Source organism: Sphingomonas radiodurans, assembly GCF_020866845.1.
Classification (GTDB): Bacteria; Pseudomonadota; Alphaproteobacteria; order Sphingomonadales; family Sphingomonadaceae; genus Sphingomonas; species Sphingomonas radiodurans.
The window spans coordinates 3,548,639-3,570,468 of record NZ_CP086594.1 but is presented as its reverse complement, the minus strand read 5'-3'; the positions used below and the strand labels follow the sequence as shown (position 1 = coordinate 3,570,468).

Here is a 21,830-nt window from a genome sequence, read left to right as displayed (position 1 = left end):
CCGAAGACTAAGCGTCGGCGCGACGGTTGAGATCGTGGCCGAAGGCAAGCACGCCAACGCCAACGATGGTCCAGAATGCCTCACCACCCTCCATCAACCCAGTGTCGTGCGGCAAGGTCATGGCGCCGGCCATCATCCCGAGACCAAGCGAACCGACGGCCAGCGGCCAGAGGTAACCATGCTGCATCGCACCGCGACCAAGGCCAATAACACCAAGCGCGATCGCGATCGTCAGGCCAATCTCGTGGAAGATGGGATCAACCAGCAAGCCGCCGACGGCGGAAAGCATCGCAAAGAATACTGCGCTGGCAATACAGTGAACGACGCACAGCCCAGACAGCATCATCGCGAGGCGATCAAACCGAAGCGGGCTTTCGAGGCGTGTCATCGTCGTCATCTTGCGCCGATGTAGCGCGGCGGCGGCAGGGTTACAATATCACATCAACCTTAATCGACCGATCGTCATTGCCGCTGGCCGGGCGCAGGCATACATACATGTATGCTCCAGCCCAGCCCCGGCTTTCGCGTCTCCGCCCGCCCCCGCGCGATTGCGCGCTGGTTGTATATGGTGGCCGCTCTCATCGTTTTGATGGTGGCCGTTGGCGGCATCACTCGCCTGACCGAATCCGGCCTGTCGATCACCCAGTGGAAACCGATCAGCGGCATCCTGCCTCCGCTTAACGCCGCGCAGTGGCAGGCGGAGTTCCTCAATTACCAGCGCATCCCCGAATATCAGCAGATCAATCAGGGCATGACACTGGCTGGGTTCAAGGCGATCTTCTTCTGGGAATATGTGCATCGCTTGCTTGGCCGTGTGATTGGGCTGGCGTTCGCGCTGCCGCTCCTGTGGTTTGCGGTGCGACGCCAAATCCCGCGCGGCTATGGCGTGCGGCTCGTCGCGCTGCTTGCACTTGGCGGACTGCAGGGCGCAATCGGCTGGTGGATGGTCGCGTCGGGGCTGTCGGTGCGTACCGACGTGAGCCACGTGCGGCTTGCGGTCCATCTTTCGACGGCGTTGTTGATCCTTGCAGGTGTCGTTTGGACTGCGCTTGACCTTGATGACCTCGCGCATAGCCCGATTGCTAGGCCAGCGCGGTTGAAGCTGTTCGCAGCGGCCGCGCTGGCCTTGCTCGCGCTGCAGATCGTGGTTGGAGCGTTCACTGCCGGACTTGATGCGGGTTATGCGTTCAGCAGTTGGCCTCTGATGGGCGATGCGCTCTTCCCGGCCGGGGCACCGATGCTTGATCCAGCTTGGCGCAACACAGTTGATAACCCACTGGTCGTGCAGTTCATCCATCGCTGGTTTGCGTTTGCTGCAGCGGCGGGGCTTGTGTGGCTAGCCTTCGCGGCGCGCCGGCGTGGAGCAGCCAATCTATGGGGCGCCGTGATCCTGCTGGTTGGATTGCAGATCGTGCTGGGTATCGCGACGCTGCTGACCGGCGTCCAGATCGCAACAGCGGTCGCGCATCAAGTCAATGCCGCGGTCCTACTGATCGCAGCAGTAGCGGCAGCCCATGCGGTTAGTCGACCGACGGCAACTTAATGGCCGCCGCGTGTGTGCGCGGCGGCCGATGCTATTTACTTGCGGACGATCTCGACGCGGCGGTTGCGTGGATCGGAAGCGCGCAAACCTGGCCGCGGGCGATCGAAGCCATAGCCTGAGGCTTGGAGCCGCGCCGCAGGCACACCCTGGTTGACGAGATAGGTCACCACACTCTCGGCGCGGCGGCGCGAGAGTTCCTGGTTTTGCTGCGGCGTGCCGACCGTGTCGGTGTGGCCCTCGATCGCGAAGCTTGCCGCGCCGGGGTTCTCGCGAAGCACCTTGGCGAAGATATCCGCCTGCTGGCGGGCACCCGGGGTTAGCTCGGCCGAGCCGAGTTCGAACGCGAGGCGCATGTCGAGCGTGCTTGGGCGTGCGGCACCGACCGCGGCGGGAGCTGCCTCACGCGGCGCGCGACGCACGTACGACTGACCGGAACGCTTCACCGGCGCAGCAATCGCTGCGACGCTCTTGGCAGGGGCCGGTCGAGCAGACGACTCGGTCGAGATGTTGGCGAGGCTGAACTTCTTCTCGGCGCCGATCTTACAGACACCGGAAACGAAGCAACGCGCCTCCTCTTCCGACACCGCATCCTGCGCAAGTGCAGGAGAAGAAACCACAAATAGTGCGCCGATAGCCGCGGTCGCAGACAGTACCCGCCTCATGACAATCCCCAGTGCCGATAATCTTTAATGAAGTCCCCATATTCCAGTGCAACCCTTCAAACAAGTTTCAATTGTCGCGCACGCCTATAAAAGGAAAGTATTCGCGGTATCTGCGATACACGTCCGGGATACTTATCATGGATCATAATCCTGCGCTGGCACGCTGCTTTGACCCGAGGATGTCGGAGTGGAGGATCATGATCTGGTGAACACCGAAGTGGCAATACCCGCTTGGGCTGCAGCGCTCATCCGCCTTACCATCGCAGTCATCATGGCGACGGTGATCGTCTTTGCAGTACGCTTTGGGTTCGAGCGGGCAGCGGAGGCGCTGCCGATCGGCGATTATCCCGCGCTCGCGGAAAGCGCGGTCACGCTGATCCTCTTCGGGATGCTTGCGCTTGTAGCAACAGTCGGGCTGCAGATCGCGCGAGAGAGGCCGGTAGTCGGAGATCGCGCAGGTAGTGGCGTGGCGCTTGGGATCGGGCTGGGGGTAAGCGGTGTCGCGATCGCGTTATCGCTGGCGACAATTGCCGGCGTAATCCACGCAGGGGTGACCGGCTCCGCGATCGGGTTGCTCTTGCCACTCGGTACGTTGCTGACGCTGTTCCAAACCGGGGTCGAGGAATATTATTTCCGCGGGTGGCTTCAACCCGCATTGCAGCGTGGTTGGGGCCGCTGGCCGGGTTTGGCGGCAAGCGCTGCGGCTTTCGCGGTGCTTCACCTCGTCGGGGGTGCCACGACGAATGTGAGCCTGGTATCGATAACATTGGCGGGGTTATGGTTCGGGCTGCTCGCGGAGCGGTCGGGCGGTCTCGCGCTGCCGATCGGCGCGCATTTCGGCTGGAACTGGGCGGAAGAGATGCTGTTCGGCGCTGCACCGAACCCGGGGATCGGCAGCTATGGTGCGCTGATCGATCTCGATCTGTCCGGCGCGCTGCGCTGGTCGGGCGGCGACGAGGGACTGAATGCGAGCTTGGCCGGGATTTTCGTGCTGGTCGCGTTGATCGTGCTGACGGTCGCTTGGCCGCGCGAGGAGGCGACGGTGAGCGCCGTACCGCTGCGGGCTTAGCAGGTGCCGATCAGGCAGTAGGCGGCCATCGCCTCGTAATCGGAACGGCGGGCTCCTGCGATCTCGGCGAGCGCCCGCGGCAGCGGCTCGGCTGGTGCGTCGGGGCCGGCGAACCCGGTCGACGCCTCCACGCGACCGTACCAGTGCGCAGCCCATATGCCGTCGGCGGGATGGCGACCGGCGGGCCATGACAGCATTGCCGGATCCCATTCGATGCCAAGCGCGGCACAGAGCGCGCCAAGCGTTCCGGCGGGATCGCGCAGCACGTCCGCCGAGTCGATCACCGGCGGAGGGGTGCCGAGCCGCTCGGCCTCACGGTCGAAGAAGGCGCGTTGTTTGGCGATGCCGAGATCCTGCGCGGTCACGGTTTCGCGCTTTGCGGCGTAGGAAGCGGCGATGCGTGCCGGGTCGCGGATCAGGAAAGCGTGGGTGACACCCACGAGGTCGTCTGGTGCGACCGGGCCGACCATGTGATGCGGCATGTGCTTCTGATACCAGACCGCTCTACCTTCGGGCGCAGGTCCGGCGAGCGTCGTCGCGACCGAACGCCATTCGCAGTCCATGCTGGCGACCACTGCATCGCGCATCGGGTGGTCGGCACGGCTGTGGTTCAAGAAACAGCCGTAGAACGGCTCGTCGCTGACCGCGCAATCGCTGCGGCTCGAGAAGCTGCGCATCATCGCGGTCGAGATGTTGCGTGGGCCTGACCACATCGCGATACGCAGCGGCTGCTCGCCGCTCGGGGCGAACCTGCGAGTCACGCCCATTCGCGCTCGACGGCAGCGCGATACAGGCCCTGCAACCGCTCGACCATCGGCCCGCGCTCCGTACCGATCACGCGGCCGTCGATCCGGCCGACGGGCGCCAGGCCGGCGAAGGTGCCCGTGATGAACGCTTCGTCGGCGCCGTAAACGTCAGTCAGCGAGAAGTTGCGCTCGAAGGTCGGGATGCCGGCCGCGCGGGCGCTCTCGACCACGATCCGGCGCGTGATGCCGTCAAGGCAATAGTCGCCGGTCGAGGTCCAGACCTCACCGCCGCGCACGATGAAAAAGTGTGTCGAGTTGCAAGTCGCGACGAACCCGTGCGGGTCGAGCATCAGCGCCTCGTCTGCGCCCGCCTGCGCCGCCTGGATGCAGGCGGTGATGCAGTTGAGCTTCGAGTGCGAGTTGAGCTTGGGATCCTGCACATCAGGATAGCCGCGGCGGACGTGGACGGTGAACAGGTCGAGCATCCGCGTCGCGGTGCCGGGCGCGGGTGATTTCCATTCGGGGATCAGCACGATGGTTGCGGGCGAGATGACGACGCGCGGATCCTGGTACGGCGTCGAGCGGATCCCGCGGGTGACCATCAGCCTGATGTGGACGCCGTCACCGGCCATGTCATTGGCTTCAAGCACGCGGCGCAGGCGCGCGATCAGGGCATCGCGCGTGATGCCGATATCGAGCATGATCGCCTTCGCGCCCTGCCAGAGGCGATCAAGGTGGCGATCGAGGAAGGCGATGCGGCCGTCGTAGACGCGTAAGCCTTCCCACACGCCGTCACCGAGCATGAAGCCAGAGTCGAACACCGACACCTTCGCCTCCGCGCGGGGAAAAAGCTCACCGTTGACGTCGATGAGAACGCTGTCGTTGCGAGGGTCGGGGGTGAAGACGTGCGTGCCGGTTGCGTGATCGGTCATGTGCGGTTCCTAGTTCCTGACCTCACCCGGCTCAGCCGGGCGGGCCCCTTCCCTCTACCGACGGGAGACGGACAAACACTAGATATGCAACGGCCGCCCATAGGCGGCGAGGACTGCCTCGTGCATCGTTTCGCTGATCGTCGGATGCGGGAAGACGGTGCCCATCAGTTCAGCCTCTGTCGTCTCGAGCGTCTTGCCGATCGTATACCCCTGGATCAGCTCGGTTACCTCAGCTCCGATCATATGGGCGCCGAGCAATTCGCCGGTCTTGGCATCGAACACCGTCTTCACGAAACCGTCGGATTCGCCGAGTGCGATTGCCTTGCCGTTACCGATAAAGGGGAAGGTGCCGACCTTCACCTCGTGGCCGGCTTCCTTGGCTTTCGCCTCGGTAAGGCCGACGCTGGCGATCTGCGGGCGGCAATAGGTGCAGCCGGGAATGTTACGTGGATCCATCGCATGCGGGTGACCGCCGGCGATTGCTTCCGCAGCGATGACGCCTTCATGCATCGCCTTGTGTGCGAGCCACGGCGGCGCGGTGATGTCACCGATCGCCCAGACGCCTGCGACGTTGGTGCGGCACGCAGTGTCGGTAATGACGAAGCCACGCTCGTCGGTCGCGATGCCGAGTTCCTTGAGCCCGATGTTCTCGGTGTTGGGCACGATGCCAACCGCGACGATGACGTGGCTGAACTCGGCGGTAGTTTCTTTACCGGCCTTGTCCTTGAGCTTTGCTGTGACGCCGCTGTCGCTGACTTCAAGCGCGGCGACGCCCGCCGACGTCATGATCGTCATGCCCTGCTTCTTCAGCGCTTTTTCGAGATGCGTGGAGACGTCGGCGTCCTCGACCGGGACAAGCCTATCGAGCATCTCGATCACCGTAACCTCGGATCCCATGTCGTTGTAGAAACTTGCGAATTCGATGCCGATGGCACCGGAGCCGATCACCAGCAGCCGGCTCGGCAGCTCGGTGGGCGTCATGGCGTGGCGGTAGGTCCAGACGCGCTTGCCATCCGCCTTGGCGAACGGGAGGTCGCGGGCGCGGGCTCCGGTGGCGACGATGACGTTCTTGTATTGAAGCTCGATCGGCTTGCCATTCTTATCGGAGACGGTGAGTTTTCCTGCACCGGACAACTTCCCGTCGCCCATGCACACCGTGATCTTGTGCTTCTTCATCAGGTGGCCGACGCCCTGATTGAGTTGCTTGGCGACGCCGCGCGAACGCTTCACGACGGCTTGAAGGTCGGCGGCTATTCCTTCGGCCCTGAGCCCATAATCCTTGGCGTGGCTCATGTAGTGGAAGATCTCCGCCGAGCGCAGCAACGCCTTGGTCGGGATGCAGCCCCAGTTGAGGCAGATGCCACCGAGCAACTCGCGCTCGACGATCGCAGTTTTCAGCCCGAGCTGCGCCGCGCGGATTGCGGCGACATAGCCACCCGGCCCGGAGCCGAGGACGACGAGATCATAAGTGTCTGACACTATTCAATTCCTCGGTTCGCGCGCGGCCTTCATCACTTCGGGTACGCTCATTGCCAGCACCGCCAGCATCGTCGCCCAACCTACCGGGTTGAGCGATTCTGCGCCTTGCGGATAGGCCCAGACGGCGGCGCGAAAGATCGCCAGCGTCAGCATCAGGCCGGCGGCGAGATGCAGCAGCTCGATCACAACTGCGCGGTTCATGTCAGGCGAGCATACCCAACGGACTTTCACACAATGTCTTGAAAGCCTGCATCAATTCAGCGCCATCGGAGCCATCGATCGCGCGGTGATCGAAGCTGCCGGTGGCGCTCATCACCGTTGCGATTTCTAGTGCATCATCAATGACATACGGCCGCTTTTCGCCGGCGCCGACTGCGAGGATCATGCCCTGCGGCGGGTTGATCACTGCATCGAACTGCTTGATCCCGTACATACCCATGTTGCTGAGCGATGCGGTGCCGCCTTGAAATTCCTCGGGTTTCAGCTTGCGATCGCGAGCGCGGGCGGCGAGGTCTTTCATGCGGGTGGAGATAGATGATAGCGATGCGGCATCGGCTTCGGTGATCACTGGTGTAATCAAGCCTTCTGGCGTCGACACGGCGACGGAGATGTCGGCGCGCTTGAAGCTGATCAGCTCGTTCGGCGTGAACATCACGTTGCACTTGGGCACTTGCATCAAGGCAACGGCAAGCGCCTTGATCATCAGATCGTTGACCGAAAGCTTCACATCTCGCTTGGCGAGACTTTCGTTGAGCTCGGTACGTAGCTTCAACAACTTGTCGAGGCGCACATCGACGGTGAGATAGATGTGCGGGACTTGCTGCTTCGACTCGGTCAGGCGGCGCGCAATCGTCTTGCGCATGTTGCTAAGTTTGGTGGCTTCGTGGGGGATTTCGGGCACAAGCGACACCGCAAAAGCCGGTGCGGCGGGGGCGGATGCTTCGCTGGCGGGGGCAGGCGCAACATCTGCTGGTGCCGCCGCTTGTTCGCCTTCCAGATCGGCCTTGACGATGCGGCCATTGGGTCCGGAGCCAGTGATCGTCGCGAGATCGATGCCCTTGTCGGCGGCGATCCGGCGCGCGAGCGGGCTGGCGGCGCGGCGCGTGCCGTCCGCCGGCGCCTTCGCAGGGGCTTCGGCGGCGGGCGCCTTGGCTTCGGTCAGCTCGGCGCTCACCGGTTCGCCGGTTTCGCGATCGACCGTGTCGTTGACGATTTCGGCGGCAGGCTGCTTCGGCGCTTCCTGAATGGGCGAAGCCTTCTCAGGCAGCGCCGACTTCTCGGGCGCCGCCGGTGCCTCGCCCTCGGCGTCGAGCAGCAGGATGACCGCGCCGACCTTCACGCCATCGGTGCCTTCGGCAACGACGAGCTTCGACACAACGCCCTCGTCGACCGCCTCGAATTCCATCGTCGCCTTGTCGGTCTCGATTTCGGCCATCAGGTCACCGGATTTGACGGTGTCCCCTTCCTTGACCAGCCACTTCGCCAGCGTGCCCTCCTCCATCGTCGGGGAGAGCGCGGGCATCTTGATCTCGATCGGCATGATGGTTTCTCGAACGGTTCCCGGGGAAGGCGCCACGTCTCTCGCGCCGAGCCCTTGCGCGGTCAACCCCGCAGGCGGATAACGCAGGCTCCCAACAGGGCGGCACCATGCGCATCTATCTGACCGTAATCGACGATACGCCCGAGGCCGAGATCGCGCTGCGCTTTGCTGCGCGGCGCGCGGTGAAGACCGGCGGCGGAGTGGAAATCCTGGCGCTGATCGAGCCGCAGGAGTTCATCGCGTTCGGCGGCGTGCAAGCGACGATCGAGGATGAAGCGCAGCGCCATGCCGAGGGGCTGGTGGCGCAGGCGGCGGGCACGCTGATGACCGAGGCGGGACTGCGGCCCTCGATCACGGTACGGCAGGGCGATGGGCCGAAGATCATTCGCGAGCTGATCGCCGCCAATCCGCAGATCGCCGCGCTGGTGCTGGGCGCAGCGGCCGACGGCCCGCCCGGCGCGCTGGTGGCGCATTTCGCGGGCGAAGTGGGCGCGCTGCCGGTGCCGCTGATGATCATTCCGGGCAGCCTGGATCACGAGGCGATCGACCGGCTGAGTTGAACGCCCGTCGCCCCGTTTTCCGGAACGACGGGCGGCGCCATTTACTGCTTAGTTGCCTTGTACGTACCCTTCGAGCCGTCGCGCGGATCGCTCCAGCTGGCGTCGAGCGTGCGACCATCCGGCGACACGGTGTAGGTAGTCACCTGGACGACCTTGCCGTCACGCATGTCGGTCAGCTCGAGCTTGTTGGCGGCGAGCAGCGCCGCTTTGGTCATCGTCTTGCCGGGATCGCCGACGTTGGGCGCATAATCGCCACCGAACGTAGCATCCAGCGTTTCGCCCATCGGCGACGTCAGGCGTAAGGTATCGCCCTCCACCTTCAGCGTTAGGAGCAACGCGTTGTCGGTGACATTCGTCGTCTTCTCGTCCGTCCGCCACTCGCCCGAGATCAGATGCGCACCGGCGACCGGCGCGCCGACGCGGCGTTGCACGGTACTTTGTTCGACCTTCGTGCCGGCGGCGTTGTTCGTGTTGCTCGCCGACACGGTGGTGGATTTACCGTCGGCGGAAACGACGCGCTTGTTCTCGCCGATGATCTTGCCGTCCTTGCGGAACTGGAAGGTCACCGTGCGGGGATCGACGGTCTTGATCGCGATCTCGTCCCAATAAGGGCGATCGGCGACGGCATGGAATGCGCCGTCCGCGATCGTCGAATAGGCGGGAATACAAGTCTCGCAGGAGTAGGTATTGCCCTTCAACACGTATTTGTCGGGCTTCGCCTCGAGCACGCCCGACTTCGGATCGCCTTTCCACGTGCCGTTGAACACGCTTTGCGCGACTGCCGGAGTGGCGAACATTATGGCGCTGCCAAGCAGCGCGGCGTAAATCTTGGTCATTGAACGAGCGATCCTGTTTCAGGAGTGAGAGAACAGACTCGCGACCTTATGGTATTGTGCAAAAGGTCTATCGTCCCGCAACGCATCGGTCAAAGCCCGCTTGCTCGCCGCGCCATTTCGCCGCAACAGCGCGAAATGCGCCACATTCTCTCCCTCGCCGCCCTCCTTACCACCACCCCTGTCGCAGCACGCGAAGTCCCGTCCACTGAGCGGCTACGCGGGTCGGTGGAGAAGCTCGTTTCATACGGCACGCGCCATTCGGCGTCATCGGCGACCGATCCGGTGCGCGGGATCGGCGCGGCGCGCGACTGGGTGGCGCGTGAGTTCGCCACGATCGGGCAAGGCTGTGGCGGGTGTATAACGGTGGAGCGGCTGTCGCGCCGCTTCGTCAATGCGCGCGCGCCGGGCGGCGTGGTGATCGAGGATGTGCTCGGGATGCAGCGCGGAACCGATCCCAACCGCTACATCATCGTCGGCGCGCATATCGACAGCCGGGTGAGCGACGTGATGGACACGACATCCGACGCGCCGGGAGCGAACGACGATGCGAGCGGCGTTGCGCTGGTGCTGGAAGCGGCGCGGATCCTGTCGAAGGAAAAGTTCGTCGCGACGATCGTCTATGTTGCCTTCTCGGGCGAGGAGCAGGGACTGCTTGGCGCGACGCTGCTGGCGCAGACCGCGAAGGCGCGCGGGTGGCAGATCGATGCGATGTTGAACAACGATATCGTCGGTAATTCGGTCGGGCAGAACGGGCTGCGCGTGGCGGATCGCGTGCGGTTGTTCTCCGAGGGCATCCGCGTAAGCGAGAGCCTGGCGGAGGCGACCGAACGGCGCGCGATCGGCGGCGAGGACGACGGGCCGAGCCGCGCGCTGGCCAAGGCGATCGACGGCGTGGCGGACACCCTGCCCGGCCGCTTCGACGTGTTCGTCGATCGGCGCCCGGATCGCTTCGGCCGCGGCGGCGATCACGAGCCGTTCCTGCGCGAGGGCTATCCAGCGGTGCGCTTCACCGTGGGCGCGGAGAATTGGGATCGCCAACACCAGAACCTGCGCACCGAGAACGGGCGTGTGTATGGCGACACGATCGAGGGGATGGACTTTACCTATCTGGCGAAGGTGACGGCGATCAACGTGGCGGCAATCGCCCGGTTGGCCACCGCACCGAGTGCGCCCGCGGGCGTGACGGTTTCCGGCGAGCTTTCCCGCGATACGACTGTTTCGTGGCAGGCGGTGCCGGGCGCGGCACGGTACAAGATCCGCTGGCGGCGCAACGACAAGGCCGACTGGAGCGACGAACGCGTGGTAACGGGGGCGACCGAGGCGATGCTGAAGGAAGTGTCGGTCGACGATCATTATTTCGGGGTGGCGGCGGTTGGGGCCGACGGGGCCGACGGGGCCGAGAGCATCGTAAGCTTTGCGGGGCGGGCTGCGCGGCGGTGAGACTTGGACTCGGGTTACGTGAGCTGTTCCCCGGCGACGACCGGGGTCCAGTTTCGAGCGGACCGCAACTGGGCCCCGGCCTTCGCCGGGGAGCAGCACAAAAAAGCGCCGCCCCGCCTGTGATGGCGGAGCGGCGCTCGCTTACCCCCCGGTAAGCTGTCTCAGCGGCAGACGCACTTGGGTGCGGGGCGCCATGTCTTCTTCTTCCACACCTTCTTCGCGGCGGGGCGCGAATAGGTGACGCTGTCTTCCCAGATCTCGGTCGTTGTGGTGGTCACCACGGGCTGGCTCTGGACGGTGACAGTGGTGACGCTAGCGCCGGGATAATAATAGCCGTTGGCGTAATAGCCGCCCGCGCCATAACCGCCGCCGCTGGTGACGACGGTGGTGCCGCCAGTGACGACCTGACCACCATTGTGGTGGACCATGGGAGGCGGCGCGACGGCGCGAGTGCCGATCGCGGGCGGGTAGCCGTGCGCTAGTGGGGGCGCATAGCCGGCGCCATAGCCCGGTGGCGGCGGAACGCGGCGGCCGCGATCCTCGGCCTTGTCGATCGTATAGCCGGTGATGGCACCGACACCGCCGCCGATCAGCGCGCCGCCGAGGCGGTTGCCGCGCCCCGCGATCGCCGCACCCGCGACCCCGCCGACGACTGCGCCGACAGCTGCACCGCCGAGGCCACTGTCCTGTCGTGGATAGCCATACGGGGCACCGGGCGCGCCATAGCCCTGCCCTTGGCCCTGATAAGCGTAGCCGTCGTAGCCTTGGTTATAGGCCTGGCTCTGCTGGCCGTATCCCTGCGCCTGGCCGTAGCCCTGGTCGTAATAAATGTAATCCACGCCGTCGGCATCGTACTGATCCCAATCGACGCCGCCGATCGTATCGTAGACCGAGCCGCGACCGTCAATCAGCACGGCATCGTCGTAATACCGCGTCCAGTTATAACCCGCGGTCGGCTGCGGCAGGCCGTAGCCCGCCCAGTCGTTGATGTACCAGTTCGGCGTGACCCAGTAGCTTGGCAGCACCCAGCCGCGCACCGGCCGCTGATAAGCGCCCCAACCGCCCGGCGCGCGCGAACCGCCCCACCAGCGACCCTGAATATGCCCGCCCCAGCGTGGACGGTTGACGACATGGCCGCCGTTATACCCCCCGTTGTTCCAGCCGCCTGGCTTGCCCCAGTTGCCGCCGTGCGGCGCGGTCGGCTTGCCCCAGCCGCCGGGACGCAGTGTGACCGGATGGTTCGGCATAGGATGGCCGGGAGTCGGGCGGTTCCAGCCGCCGGGTCGAACCGGGTTCGGGCGGTTCCAGCCGCCCGGCGTGCTCGGCCGGCTCCAGCCGCCTGCATTGCCACCGCGCACGACCACGCGGTCGCCCGCCTGCGCCGCGGTCGCTGCCGCCATCGACAGCATCGCTGTCGCCGCCAATAGGGTTCGCATCGTTTCGTCTCCCCGATCACACACCATGGCGCGCAACGCCCGCCGTCTTAACGGGTTGCTTACCATTGGCTTGGGGGAGTCGCCAGCTCCGGGGCTGTCCCGGAATGGGGCGGGACGAGGCGGAGGTGGGCCCCAATCGGTCACGCGATACGCGGCGCCAACAGCGCGGCGATGGCTTCGCAGCCGGCGGCGTCGGCGGCGTCGAAGCGGGCGGTGCTGGGGCTGTCGAGATCGAGGACGGCGATCACGCGGTCGTCGGCGACGATCGGCACGACCAGTTCGGAGGCGCTGGCGACGTCGCAGGCGATGTGGCCGGGAAAGGCGTGGACGTCGGGCACCAGCTGCGTCGCGCGGGTCGCAGCGGCGGCGCCGCACACGCCGCTGCCGAGCGCGATGCGGATGCAGGCCGGCTTGCCCTGGAACGGTCCGAGCACCAGCTCGCCATCGACCAGGCGGTAGAAGCCGGCCCAGTTCAGATCGGGCAGATATTGCCATAGCAAGGCGGCGGCATTGGCCATGTTGGCGATCGGGTCGGGCTCGCCGGCGGTCAGCGCGTCGAGCGCGATGATGATCTCGCGGTAGAGCTCGGCCTTGTCGGAGTCCGCGGTGGGGGCGGCGATGTCGAACTGGTACATGGCGGTGGATGTAGCCGCGGCGAGCGCGGGCGGCGAGCGGTTCCTTTACGCGATGCTTACCAGTTCGGTGCTATCGGCCGCGGCGATGTATCACGACGTTACGCTCGCCGCCGCCAGCCGTGCCGATCCGCGACCGGCATCGGCTGTGTCGCATGGCGTCGGGCTGGCGGGGCTCGCCGGGCTGATCGGGTGGATCGCAGTGGCGCGCGCTTATGGCATGGACGGGCCGTATGCGGCGCTGATGAACCTGGTGGCGTGCGGCGTGCCGATGGTGTTGTGGTCGCTGCTGGTCGACAAGGTGCATCGCCGCGTCTCGACCGGGATCGAGTGGACCAACGTGGCGCCGTGGCGCGAGACGATCGACGTGAGTTTGGTGAAGCTCGTCGGGCTTTGGGCGACATGGGCTGGGATCGCGCTGATCTATGCCACCGGGCGGTTTTACTGGGAGGGGAACTTCTCCTTCGCGATGTGGTGCTTCGGGGTAGCGGCGCCGTGGCTGTTCATCGCATCGGTGCCCTATGTGATCTGGCTCGACCGGCGGCTGGTAGAGCCGCGCGACGGGACGTGGGCGCTCGGCGCGTGGCTGACGCATACCGGGACGGCGGCGCCCGAAGCGATCTACAACCATCTGCGGTCGTGGGGGGTGAAGGCGTTCTTTCTCGCCTTCATGCTGGCGATCGTGCCGCCGGGCTTTGCTGAGTTCGTACGCACACCAACGTTCGGCATCTTCGCCGATCCGGTGCGGCTGGCGCAGTGGCTGATCACGTTCATGTTCGTGATCGACGTGGCGTTCGCGACGGTCGGCTATATGCTGACGATGCGACCGCTCGACGCGCATATCCGCACCGCCAACCCCTATGCGGCGGGGTGGATGGCGGCACTGATGTGTTATCCGCCGTTCCTGCTGATGGATGCGGGCGGGCCGCTGGACTACCACCCGGGCACGGCGGAATGGACGTACTGGCTGCAGGGGCATCCGGTGGCGCTTGCGATCGTGGGCGCGGTGCTAGTGGTGCTGACCGGCATCTATGCCTGGGCGACGATGGCGTTCGGCATCCGCTTTTCGAACCTGACGCATCGCGGGATCATGACGCACGGGCCCTATGCTTGGTCGCGGCACCCAGCGTATCTGACGAAAAACCTGTTCTGGTGGATCTCAACGATCCCGCTGCTGTCGACCGGATCAATGGTGGATGCTGCGCGCGCGACTCTGATCCTGGGGGTGGTGAGCGGGATCTATTACTGGCGCGCGCGGACCGAGGAGCGGCATCTGGGCGCGGACCCGGCGTATCGCGAATACAGCGACTGGATCGAGCGGAACGGGCCTGTGCCGCGATTCTTCCGGTGGATCAGGGGGCGGCCGCGCGTGACCGCTTGACGGCGGCGGACGGCGGACGTTCACTGCGCCGCGGGAGGCTATCATGAGCGACTTCGAGGCGGTGTTTGCGACGCTGCGACAGACCATGCTCGGGGTGGCGGGCGATCAGATGATCGAGCGCGATGCGCCGGGCGATCTGGTGGTCCGCACGAACGCGATCGACGCGAAGACGGGCAAGCCGGGTTGGTTCGGCACGGTGACGGTGAAGAAGAGCTACGTCGCCTATCATCTGATGCCGCTCTACACCGCGCCTGAGCTGGCAGAGGGGATCTCGCCTGCGCTGGAGAAGCGGCGGCAGGGCAAGACCTGCTTCAACTTCAAGATGATCGATCAGGCGCTGTTCGATGAACTGGCGGCGCTGACGGGCCGCGCTCACGCAACGCTCGGCTAGTCAGCCCCTCACCTGCCCAGTGCCGCGACCGATCCATTTGTAGGTCGTGAGCCCCTCGAGCGCGACCGGGCCGCGGGCGTGGAGGCGGCCGGTGGCGATGCCGATTTCGGCGCCGAGGCCGAACTCGCTGCCGTCGGCGAATTGCGTGGAGGCGTTCCACAGGGCGATTGCCGAATCGACTTCAGCGAGGAAGCGTTCGGCGACACCCGCGTCGGTCGTGACGATCGCGTCGGTGTGGCGCGAGCCGTGGCGGGCGATGTGCGCGAGCGCGGCGTCGAGATCATCGACGATGGCGACGGCGCAGATCGCTTCGAGATATTCGGTGTCCCAGTCGGCATCGGCGGCGGGTCCGACGCTTGCGAGGGCGCGGACACGATCGTCGCCGCGGACTTCGCAGCCGGCAGCGGTTAGCGCTGCAATGAGCCGCGCGGGATCGGGATAGCTTGAGTCAATCAGCAGCGTTTCCATTGCGCCGCACACGCCTGTGCGGCGCATCTTGGCGTCAACGACGATCGCCTCGGCCATCGACGGATCGGCAGACGCGTGGACGAAGATATGATTGATGCCGTCGAGATGCGCGAGGACTGGCACGCGCGCCTCGGCCTGGACGCGCGCGACGAGGCTCTTGCCGCCGCGCGGAATGATGAGGTCGATCGCGCCTTCGGCGGCGAGCATCGCGCCGACGGCGGCGCGATCGGTTGTGGCGATGCGCTGCACCGCCGCGGCGGGGACGCCGGCGGCTTCCAGGCCGGCGCAGAAGGCGTGGTGGATCGCGGCGTTGCTTTCGACGGCTTCTGAGCCACCGCGCAGGATCACGGCGTTGCCCGACATGACGCAGAGAGCTGCTGCATCGGCGGTGACGTTGGGGCGACTCTCATAGATGATGCCGATCACCCCGATCGGCACGCGTACGCGCGACAGGACAAGGCCGTTGGGGCGAGTCGCGGTGTCGATCACCTCGCCGACCGGATCGGCGAGCGTCGCGACGATTGCGACGCCGTCCGCCATCGCGGCGACGCGGCCAGCGTCTAGGCGAAGGCGATCGAGCATCGCAGGAGAAAGGCCGTTCGCTTCGGCCTTCGCCATATCGGCCGCGTTGGCCGCGAGGATCGTATCGACGGCGGCGCGGATCGCGCTGGCGGCTTCGCGCAGTGCGGCGCGGCGGTGCTCGGTCGGGGTTTGCGCGAGCCAGGCGGCGGCGTGGCGCGCGTCAGTGGCCATGGTGGCGACCATTGTGCGGGGCGATGCGGTGTCGAGCATGATGCTCGACGTATCACGCGCGCGCAGTGCCGGCGAGTCGCAGTGTGTTTTGGTGACTTTGCTCCGACGCGAGGCACCCTATATTCGGGCTATGACCAATCTGTTCGATCGTCGCGCCACGCTCCTCGGCTTCGGTGCAGGGGCGATCACCGTTGCGCTGTCCGCGTGCGGTGCCTCGCCCGCCGATGCCGCGAGCAAGCGCTTCGCGTATCAACTGACCGATGCGCAGTGGCGCGCGAAACTGTCCCCGGCGGCGTATGCGGTGCTGCGGCAGGAGAATACCGAGCGGCCCTACACCAGCCCGCTCAACAAGGAGAAGCGCAGCGGCGTGTTCATGTGCGCGGGCTGCGCGCTTCCGCTGTTCTCGTCGAGAACCAAGTTCGAAAGCGGCACGGGCTGGCCGAGCTTCTGGGCGCCGCTCGGCAATGCCGTCGCGACGCGGACCGATACGACACTGGGGATCGCACGGACCGAGGTGCGTTGCCGGCGTTGCGGCGGGCATCTCGGGCATGTGTTTGACGATGGCCCGAAGCCGACCGGGAAGCGCTATTGCATGAATGGGCTGTCGCTGGCGTTTCGCGCGGCGTGATTTGGGTGCCGTTACATCGACGTTGAGCTTGGTCCGGAAACCAATATTCAAGTTGTGAAGAACAAGCGGGATCCCGGATCAAGTCCGGGATAACAAGCGGGTGCGGAAAAGCGGGCCATGCTCATCCGTCATGCCGGGCTTGTTCCTGCGTCCACCTTACCACACACTCTTCGGCCAATGATCAAGTACCGCAGTGGATGCCGGGACGAGCCCGGCATGACGATGCCCAGCTTTGCCCTGCGTGGAGCGGCTCAATTCGCTATCGTGACGGCGCCCTTCATCGGCACGGCTGCGGCAGTGGCGATGGTGATGTTGGCAAGGCGGGTCTCGTCGAGGTCGCGATCGAGCGTCGGGGCCGAGGGGGCCTGATCGGAATAAATGAAGCCGTTGGTCGGGTAGCTCGAGGTGCCGAGGCCGCCCTGGGGGCCGTACCAAACCTTCACCATGCTCCAGTCGCCCGCCGGCGAGACGTCGATTGCGCGCACGTCACGTTCGATCCCGCCGCGGCGCGACCAATTGGCGTGGGTAAGCAGCACTTCGCGGTCGCTGACGATCTGGCTAACCATCGCCACGTGGCCGACGCGCATGCGGCGGGTCGACTGGAACGATAGGACCGCACCGATCTTCGGCGTATCGCCACGGTCGTAACGGCCGGCAGCCTGGCCCCACCAAGTATTCGCGTTGCCGCGGATCTGGATGCCCGAGATCTCGCGGGCGTAAGGCGCACACTGCCAGAATTGTGCGCTTGCTTCGGTGGCCGTCATCAGGGCGCACGATGCCATCAGCGCGAAACGCGCTGTCAAATTCTTGAAATTCATTGCGACCCCCCGGTCAGCGGATGTTCGTTGCAGCGGGGCTACGGGGGGTCGGAAGATATACCAATAGCTGCGGGAACCTATTCGGACGAACGGTGTTGCCGCGCCGATGAAGTGCCGTTTCGTCGCAGTTTCGTCGAAATTCGGCGCTTATGGCACGGGGTCGACGCGATCCGAATCGAGCGCTTGCATCCGTAGCGCCTCCAACCGCGCCGTATGTTCGGCACGGCCAAACGGGAACTTGCGATAGGCGACCGCGGCGATCAGCGCGAGAACGGTGGCAGTGACGATGTAGATGATCGTCAGGCGATCGACGACCTCGACCGGCACCTGCCCCGGCACCGCCTTCGCCGGGAAGCCGGCAACCGCGAGGATAAGGCCAGTCGCGAAGATGCCGACGCCGCTGGTGCATTTCTGGATGAAGAAGCCGCCGGCGAAGAATACGCCTTCCGAACGGCGCCCAGTGCGCTGCTCAGAATCCTCGACGACATCAGCCATCATCGAAGCGCCTAGAATGTGCGCGGTGACGCCAGCTGCGGTGCCGGCGGCGAGGAAGGCGAAGAGTAGTGGCAGCATCGCCGGCTCGCCGACCTGCGGGAACACACCCGCCAGCCGTAGCCAATAAGGCGCAGTGCCGATGATGATCGCGAGGACCGCAGCGACGGAGGCGGCCTTGGGCTTGCTGGTCGTCTTGCCAAGCTTGGGCGCGACGACGAAGGCGACGAGCACGCCGCCGAATAGCGAGAAGCTGAGCGGCACGAAAGTGGGCAGCGTATAGCCAACGACCGTGATCGTCGTGAACTGCCAGACATAGGTGTAGAGGTAATTCGAGATCGCGTAGGTGATGCCCTGATTGGTATACACAAACAGGCCAGCGATCATCAGGATTACGAAGGCGCGGTTGTTCATCGTCTCGCGCAGGTCCGCGAAATTCTTCTTCAGCGATTGTTTCTCGATCACTGGATTGGGCAGGTTTGGGATTTCGCGGTGCGTGCCGAGTGCGGAGGTGAGGATCGCGAAACCCATGAACAATGCGCCGGCGATTGCGAAGCTCTTGTAACCGGCGGGGTTGAGGAGGCCATTGGGGTATTCGGGAGTCGGCGACAGGAAGATCCAGTAAGCGCCGATCAGCATGATCAGCCCGCCGAGCCAGCCGAACAGGTAGCGAGTGGCCATGATCCGCGTGCGCTCGTCATAATCGGCGCTGAGTTCGGCCGCCATCGCCTGACTTGGCACTTCATACGCGCTCACCGCGCTGCGCACGAGCACCGCCATCACGAAGAGCCAGCCGAGCGTCGCCGCTTGCGACGATTGCGGCGGGTTCCACAGCAGCACCCAGCCGAGCATGATCGGCAGCGCGGAGCCGTAGAGCCACGGGTGGCGGCGGCCCCATTTTGTGCGGGTGCGATCGGAGAGGAAGCCGACGGTCGGATCGACGAAGGCGTCGATCACCAGCGCGAGCATGATGACGAAGCCGACGGTGGCCGCGGGCACGCCGATCACCTGATTATAGAAAAGCAGCAGGAAGGTGCCGAAGCCCGAATCCTTCACGCCATAGGCGGCGGCGCCGAAGCCGTAGCTCGCCATCGTGCCCGAGCGTAGCCGGCGGGCGGGTGGCGGCGCGCCGATCGCGGCGCCGCTGGCGATCGACGCACTCACTGGAACGCCCCCAGCGCGGCGAACATACCGGGGATATCGGGATCCCAGCTCTGCCGCGTGCCGATCGTAATGCCGCCATCGACCAGCAAATGCGTGCCAGTAATGAAGCCGGCATCGTCGCTGAGCAGGAAAGCGACCGCCGCGGCGATATCCTCCGAGCGGCCGGCGCGCTTGACCGGCTGGGCGTGCGCCGCGGCCTGCGCGATTGCCATGTTGGCGAGATCGAGCTTGTCGGCGGGCACGTCGAGATGACGGGTAAAAATGTTGGTGGTGATAAAGCCGGGGATCACCGCGTTGACGCGGATGTTGCTCTTGGCGAGATCCGCCGCAGCGAGCTTCGACAGATGCAGCACACCAGCCTTGGCAGTGGAATAAGCGGTCGGCGCATAGCCGGTGCCGAGCGCCGAAACCGACGAGGTGTTGACGATCGCACCGCCGCCGCGCGCCGCCATCAGCGGCGCGGCATAGCGGATGCCGAGCGCGACCGAGCGGAGCAGCAGCGACTGGGTGCGATCCCAATCCTCCGGCGAGATCTCATCGATCTTTTCGCGCGCGCCGCCTGCGCCGGCATTGTTGAACAGCGCATCGACCCCGCCTGCTGCATCCGCCGCCTCGATCAGCGCGCGGATATCGTCGGCCTGCATGACGTCGCAGCGCTGGAAGCGGATCTTGCCGTTCGAGGTGCTCGCAACCTCGTCGCCGCCAGCCTCGTCGATGTCGCCGATCAAGACCTCGGCGCCTTCCTCGGCGAGGCGCAGCGCCGTCGCCCGTCCAATGCCTGAAGCCCCACCGGTGACCACGGCACGCTTGTTCGAAAAGCGCATCCTCTCATCCCATCCTTATGATTTTTCGGCATCATAGTATGGGGCGTCGCCCGGTCAATCGCGGCAGGTTCGAATTACCGGTAGGGCGCTTGCGGGCATTTTAGCCGCGCGGTACGCGGCGTCGTGTTTTTGGGAGAGATATGATGAGCCTGAGCAACCTCTTCAGCCTGGAAGGCAAAGTCGCGCTGGTCACCGGCGGCAGCCGCGGGATCGGCAAGATCATCGCGCGCGGTTTCATCGAACAGGGCGCGAAGGTCTATATTTCGTCGCGCAAAGCGGCAACGTGCGAGGAGACGGTGGCCGAGCTGGGGCCGAACTGCGTCGCGCTGCCGCATGATATCTCGACCGTCGAGGGATGCCGTGCGCTGGCGGCGGAGCTGGGCGAGCGCGAGGCGCATCTCGACATACTCGTCAACAATGCCGGCGCGGCGTGGGGCGTGCCGTTCGAAGAATTCACCGAGGCCGGCTGGGACAAGGTGATGGACCTGAACGTCAAGTCGCCGTTCTTCCTGACGCAGGCGCTGCACGGGATGCTCAAGACGCGCGCGAGCTATGACGCGCCGTCGAAGGTGATCAACATCACCTCGATCGACGGGCTGCGGCTGAACCCGTGGGATACGTACAGCTATCATGCGTCGAAGGCGGCGCTGATCTACCTGACGAAGCGGATGGCGGCGCGGCTGATCAAGGATGCGATCATCGTCACCAGCCTGGCCCCAGGCGCGTTCGCGAGCGAGATGAACCGCGCGGCGCGCGACCATGGCGACGCAGTGGCCAAGGGCATCCCCATGCGCCGGATCGGCAATGCCGACGACATGGCGGGCGCGGCGATCTTCCTTGCGAGCCGGGCGAGCGACTATGTCGTGGGCGATACGCTGGTGGTGGACGGTGGGCTGGTGAATGCCTCGCTGGGGACAAGCGTGGGCGCCTGATGCGGTTCCTCCGCCCGGTTCTTGTCGAACGGGGCGGAGGGCGCAGGGCTTACCAAAAGATATCGTGGATCACGTCGACGGTTTCGCCGGTGTAGACATCGACCAGGATCGCATCGTTGTAGTAACGGACCCAGCGTAGGTCATCGCCGGCGTCTGGCAGGCGATAGGACCAGGGATCATCGATCCAGTAGTTCTGCGAGAACAGGCTGGCTGACAGCACCGCGCCGATGCCAAAGCGCTGATAGCCTTGGTTCCAGCCATACGGCGCATAATAGCGCGGTAACTGGAAGGCGCTACGATTGGAGACGCGGAAGCGGTTCCAATCGTAGCGCGAGTCGCGGCGCCAATCACGGTTCCAGCCGCCACCGCGCGCGACGCCGACATTGTTGCGGCCGCCAGACCAGACGCTGTTTGCCCGGGGACCGTTACGATCATAATCCCGCCAGCGCTGATTGTTCAGCTCGGCAGCGCTGCGGTTCAGGTCGCGCTGCACCTGGACGCGGCGGTCTTGCGTGCGATCCTGGCGATAGGCCTGAACGTCACGCGAACGATCGGCGCGATACACGTCACGGGTTGCCTGACCGGCCTGAAGCGCCTGGCGATCTCGCTGACGCTCGGCGGTGAACGCCGCGCGGTCGTCTCGCCGCTCGTCGCGCAGCCTTGGTTGGCCGGCAAAGGCGGGTGACTGCTGGGCTTGCCGGACTTGGCGCTGCTGCATCCGCTCGGCGCGCTGCTGCGCGACAGCCGACGGCGCCTGCTGCATCTGTTGCGCCTGACGTTGCTGCATCCGCTCGGCACGCTGCTGCGACATGGCTGCCGGTGCCTGCTGCATCTGCGCCTGGCGCTGCTGCATCCGTTCGACACGTTGCGCACTGCGCTGCTGTGCGTCGCCCGCGGGGGCCTGCTGCGCCTGGCGCTGCTGCATGCGTTCGGCGCGGGCCGCGGTACGCTCGCCGCGCTCGCCGCGATCCTGTGCGACTGCCACACCCGGGATGATCGACGCCGCCGCCAACAGTGCGGCCATGAACTTTCTGCCCATCTTGCTTTACTCCACCGCCGGCACTGGTAGCCCGAAGTTGGACCCACCCTGCCGATGAAAGCCTT

The 21,830-nt window shown here is 65.3% G+C and carries 23 protein-coding genes; 8 read left to right on the top strand and 15 right to left on the bottom strand.

Translation table 11 applies throughout. The annotated features are described in order from the left end of the window. Positions 1-7 precede the first annotated feature (7 nt). Complete coding sequence (locus tag LLW23_RS16945) at positions 8-397, bottom strand: MerC domain-containing protein (RefSeq protein WP_228946672.1); 390 nt, start codon at positions 395-397, stop codon at positions 8-10. Between the two features lie 102 nt (positions 398-499). Between LLW23_RS16945 and LLW23_RS16940 the strand changes: the two genes are divergently transcribed. Then, complete coding sequence (locus LLW23_RS16940) at positions 500-1,543, top strand: COX15/CtaA family protein (RefSeq protein WP_228946671.1); 1,044 nt, start codon at positions 500-502, stop codon at positions 1,541-1,543. 35 nt (positions 1,544-1,578) lie between these two features. Here the strand turns inward: LLW23_RS16940 and LLW23_RS16935 are convergent, their stop codons facing one another. Beyond that, positions 1,579-2,205 (bottom strand): OmpA family protein, encoded by a 627-nt coding sequence (locus LLW23_RS16935; RefSeq protein WP_228946670.1) that lies wholly within the window; start codon positions 2,203-2,205, stop codon positions 1,579-1,581. A 187-nt stretch (positions 2,206-2,392) separates the two neighbouring features. On the opposite strand from LLW23_RS16935, the gene LLW23_RS16930 reads away from it, so the two are divergent. Then, on the top strand, positions 2,393-3,274 hold the full coding sequence (locus LLW23_RS16930; RefSeq protein WP_228946669.1) for a CPBP family intramembrane glutamic endopeptidase: 882 nt from the start codon (positions 2,393-2,395) through the stop codon (positions 3,272-3,274). Here the strand turns inward: LLW23_RS16930 and LLW23_RS16925 are convergent. The 5 genes from LLW23_RS16925 to LLW23_RS16905 all read right to left on the bottom strand — a co-directional run bounded on the left by LLW23_RS16925 (position 3,271) and on the right by LLW23_RS16905 (position 7,971). Continuing rightward, complete coding sequence (locus LLW23_RS16925) at positions 3,271-4,035, bottom strand: sulfotransferase (protein ID WP_228946668.1); 765 nt, start codon at positions 4,033-4,035, stop codon at positions 3,271-3,273. The two genes, LLW23_RS16930 and LLW23_RS16925, sit on opposite strands and share 4 nt — an antisense overlap. Beyond that, on the bottom strand, positions 4,032-4,952 hold the full coding sequence (locus LLW23_RS16920; RefSeq protein WP_228946667.1) for an aminotransferase class IV: 921 nt from the start codon (positions 4,950-4,952) through the stop codon (positions 4,032-4,034). The genes LLW23_RS16925 and LLW23_RS16920 overlap by 4 nt, the downstream gene beginning before the upstream one ends. Before the next feature lie 78 nt (positions 4,953-5,030). Beyond that, positions 5,031-6,431 (bottom strand): dihydrolipoyl dehydrogenase, encoded by a 1,401-nt coding sequence (gene lpdA, locus LLW23_RS16915; RefSeq protein ID WP_228946666.1) that lies wholly within the window; start codon positions 6,429-6,431, stop codon positions 5,031-5,033. A 3-nt stretch (positions 6,432-6,434) separates the two neighbouring features. Beyond that, the gene (locus LLW23_RS16910) at positions 6,435-6,632 is read right to left on the bottom strand and encodes a hypothetical protein (protein ID WP_228946665.1); all 198 of its coding nucleotides are present in this window, start codon (positions 6,630-6,632) and stop codon (positions 6,435-6,437) included. Between the two features lies 1 nt (position 6,633). After that, on the bottom strand, positions 6,634-7,971 hold the full coding sequence (locus tag LLW23_RS16905; RefSeq protein ID WP_228946664.1) for a pyruvate dehydrogenase complex dihydrolipoamide acetyltransferase: 1,338 nt from the start codon (positions 7,969-7,971) through the stop codon (positions 6,634-6,636). Between the two features lie 107 nt (positions 7,972-8,078). Between LLW23_RS16905 and LLW23_RS16900 the strand changes: the two genes are divergently transcribed. Continuing rightward, complete coding sequence (locus LLW23_RS16900; protein ID WP_228946663.1) at positions 8,079-8,531, top strand: universal stress protein; 453 nt, start codon at positions 8,079-8,081, stop codon at positions 8,529-8,531. A gap of 41 nt (positions 8,532-8,572) precedes the next feature. On the opposite strand, the gene LLW23_RS16895 is transcribed toward LLW23_RS16900, so the two are convergent. Next, positions 8,573-9,367 carry a hypothetical protein gene (locus LLW23_RS16895; protein ID WP_228946662.1) on the bottom strand — a complete coding sequence of 265 codons (795 nt, stop codon included), beginning with the start codon at positions 9,365-9,367 and terminating at the stop codon, positions 8,573-8,575. A gap of 135 nt (positions 9,368-9,502) precedes the next feature. Between LLW23_RS16895 and LLW23_RS16890 the strand changes: the two genes are divergently transcribed. Next, positions 9,503-10,807, top strand: coding sequence for a M28 family metallopeptidase (locus tag LLW23_RS16890; protein ID WP_228946661.1), 1,305 nt, complete (start codon positions 9,503-9,505; stop codon positions 10,805-10,807). Positions 10,808-10,968: 161 nt separating this feature from the next. Here LLW23_RS16890 and LLW23_RS16885 read toward each other — a convergent pair whose 3' ends face one another. Beyond that, positions 10,969-12,243: an RcnB family protein gene (locus tag LLW23_RS16885; RefSeq protein WP_228946660.1), complete on the bottom strand. Its 1,275-nt coding sequence runs from the start codon at positions 12,241-12,243 to the stop codon at positions 10,969-10,971. A 140-nt stretch (positions 12,244-12,383) separates the two neighbouring features. Further along, positions 12,384-12,878: a GAF domain-containing protein gene (locus LLW23_RS16880; RefSeq protein WP_228946659.1), complete on the bottom strand. Its 495-nt coding sequence runs from the start codon at positions 12,876-12,878 to the stop codon at positions 12,384-12,386. Between the two features lie 85 nt (positions 12,879-12,963). Here LLW23_RS16880 and LLW23_RS16875 point away from each other — a divergent pair, with 85 nt between their 5' ends. Both LLW23_RS16875 and LLW23_RS16870 read left to right on the top strand, forming a co-directional pair. Then, positions 12,964-14,256, top strand: coding sequence for a methyltransferase family protein (locus tag LLW23_RS16875; RefSeq protein ID WP_228948622.1), 1,293 nt, complete (start codon positions 12,964-12,966; stop codon positions 14,254-14,256). A gap of 43 nt (positions 14,257-14,299) precedes the next feature. Continuing rightward, a complete protein-coding gene (locus LLW23_RS16870) occupies positions 14,300-14,647 on the top strand; it encodes a hypothetical protein (RefSeq protein WP_228946658.1) in 348 nt (115 codons plus the stop codon). Here LLW23_RS16870 and LLW23_RS16865 read toward each other — a convergent pair whose 3' ends face one another. Continuing rightward, complete coding sequence (locus LLW23_RS16865) at positions 14,648-15,868, bottom strand: glutamate-5-semialdehyde dehydrogenase (protein ID WP_228946657.1); 1,221 nt, start codon at positions 15,866-15,868, stop codon at positions 14,648-14,650. It abuts the gene before it with no gap. A gap of 130 nt (positions 15,869-15,998) precedes the next feature. On the opposite strand from LLW23_RS16865, the gene msrB reads away from it, so the two are divergent. Beyond that, positions 15,999-16,496, top strand: a complete 498-nt coding sequence (msrB, locus tag LLW23_RS16860) for a peptide-methionine (R)-S-oxide reductase MsrB (RefSeq protein ID WP_228946656.1) — start codon at positions 15,999-16,001, stop codon at positions 16,494-16,496. A 251-nt stretch (positions 16,497-16,747) separates the two neighbouring features. Here the strand turns inward: msrB and LLW23_RS16855 are convergent, their stop codons facing one another. The 3 genes from LLW23_RS16855 to LLW23_RS16845 all read right to left on the bottom strand — a co-directional run bounded on the left by LLW23_RS16855 (position 16,748) and on the right by LLW23_RS16845 (position 19,794). After that, on the bottom strand, positions 16,748-17,314 hold the full coding sequence (locus LLW23_RS16855) for a CHAP domain-containing protein (protein WP_228946655.1): 567 nt from the start codon (positions 17,312-17,314) through the stop codon (positions 16,748-16,750). Positions 17,315-17,461: 147 nt separating this feature from the next. Continuing rightward, a complete protein-coding gene (locus LLW23_RS16850) occupies positions 17,462-18,970 on the bottom strand; it encodes an MFS transporter (protein ID WP_333473779.1) in 1,509 nt (502 codons plus the stop codon). Then, positions 18,967-19,794 carry an SDR family NAD(P)-dependent oxidoreductase gene (locus LLW23_RS16845; protein WP_228946654.1) on the bottom strand — a complete coding sequence of 276 codons (828 nt, stop codon included), beginning with the start codon at positions 19,792-19,794 and terminating at the stop codon, positions 18,967-18,969. Before LLW23_RS16845 ends, LLW23_RS16850 begins: the two co-directional genes overlap by 4 nt. 143 nt (positions 19,795-19,937) lie before the next feature. Here LLW23_RS16845 and LLW23_RS16840 point away from each other — a divergent pair, with 143 nt between their 5' ends. Continuing rightward, positions 19,938-20,726, top strand: coding sequence for an SDR family oxidoreductase (locus tag LLW23_RS16840; RefSeq protein WP_228948620.1), 789 nt, complete (start codon positions 19,938-19,940; stop codon positions 20,724-20,726). Between the two features lie 49 nt (positions 20,727-20,775). On the opposite strand, the gene LLW23_RS16835 is transcribed toward LLW23_RS16840, so the two are convergent. Next, complete coding sequence (locus LLW23_RS16835; RefSeq protein WP_228946653.1) at positions 20,776-21,750, bottom strand: RcnB family protein; 975 nt, start codon at positions 21,748-21,750, stop codon at positions 20,776-20,778. Positions 21,751-21,830 lie beyond the last annotated feature (80 nt).

What these genes read in the sequence shown, in the direction of transcription:
- LLW23_RS16870 (WP_228946658.1), top strand. Translation starts at nt 14,300, where the DNA reads ATGAGCGACTTCGAGGCGGTGTTTGCGACGCTGCGACAGACCATGCTC.
- LLW23_RS16910 (WP_228946665.1), bottom strand. Translation starts at nt 6,632, where the DNA reads ATGAACCGCGCAGTTGTGATCGAGCTGCTGCATCTCGCCGCCGGCCTG.
- LLW23_RS16845 (WP_228946654.1), bottom strand. Translation starts at nt 19,794, where the DNA reads ATGCGCTTTTCGAACAAGCGTGCCGTGGTCACCGGTGGGGCTTCAGGC.
- LLW23_RS16945 (WP_228946672.1), bottom strand. Translation starts at nt 397, where the DNA reads ATGACGACGATGACACGCCTCGAAAGCCCGCTTCGGTTTGATCGCCTC.
- LLW23_RS16890 (WP_228946661.1), top strand. Translation starts at nt 9,503, where the DNA reads ATGCGCCACATTCTCTCCCTCGCCGCCCTCCTTACCACCACCCCTGTC.
- LLW23_RS16840 (WP_228948620.1), top strand. Translation starts at nt 19,938, where the DNA reads ATGAGCCTGAGCAACCTCTTCAGCCTGGAAGGCAAAGTCGCGCTGGTC.
- LLW23_RS16905 (WP_228946664.1), bottom strand. Translation starts at nt 7,971, where the DNA reads ATGCCGATCGAGATCAAGATGCCCGCGCTCTCCCCGACGATGGAGGAG.
- LLW23_RS16855 (WP_228946655.1), bottom strand. Translation starts at nt 17,314, where the DNA reads ATGAATTTCAAGAATTTGACAGCGCGTTTCGCGCTGATGGCATCGTGC.
- LLW23_RS16885 (WP_228946660.1), bottom strand. Translation starts at nt 12,243, where the DNA reads ATGCGAACCCTATTGGCGGCGACAGCGATGCTGTCGATGGCGGCAGCG.
- LLW23_RS16920 (WP_228946667.1), bottom strand. Translation starts at nt 4,952, where the DNA reads ATGACCGATCACGCAACCGGCACGCACGTCTTCACCCCCGACCCTCGC.
- LLW23_RS16865 (WP_228946657.1), bottom strand. Translation starts at nt 15,868, where the DNA reads ATGGCCACTGACGCGCGCCACGCCGCCGCCTGGCTCGCGCAAACCCCG.
- LLW23_RS16880 (WP_228946659.1), bottom strand. Translation starts at nt 12,878, where the DNA reads ATGTACCAGTTCGACATCGCCGCCCCCACCGCGGACTCCGACAAGGCC.
- LLW23_RS16935 (WP_228946670.1), bottom strand. Translation starts at nt 2,205, where the DNA reads ATGAGGCGGGTACTGTCTGCGACCGCGGCTATCGGCGCACTATTTGTG.
- LLW23_RS16875 (WP_228948622.1), top strand. Translation starts at nt 12,964, where the DNA reads ATGTATCACGACGTTACGCTCGCCGCCGCCAGCCGTGCCGATCCGCGA.
- LLW23_RS16895 (WP_228946662.1), bottom strand. Translation starts at nt 9,367, where the DNA reads ATGACCAAGATTTACGCCGCGCTGCTTGGCAGCGCCATAATGTTCGCC.
- LLW23_RS16900 (WP_228946663.1), top strand. Translation starts at nt 8,079, where the DNA reads ATGCGCATCTATCTGACCGTAATCGACGATACGCCCGAGGCCGAGATC.
- LLW23_RS16835 (WP_228946653.1), bottom strand. Translation starts at nt 21,750, where the DNA reads ATGGCCGCACTGTTGGCGGCGGCGTCGATCATCCCGGGTGTGGCAGTC.
- LLW23_RS16940 (WP_228946671.1), top strand. Translation starts at nt 500, where the DNA reads ATGCTCCAGCCCAGCCCCGGCTTTCGCGTCTCCGCCCGCCCCCGCGCG.
- msrB (WP_228946656.1), top strand. Translation starts at nt 15,999, where the DNA reads ATGACCAATCTGTTCGATCGTCGCGCCACGCTCCTCGGCTTCGGTGCA.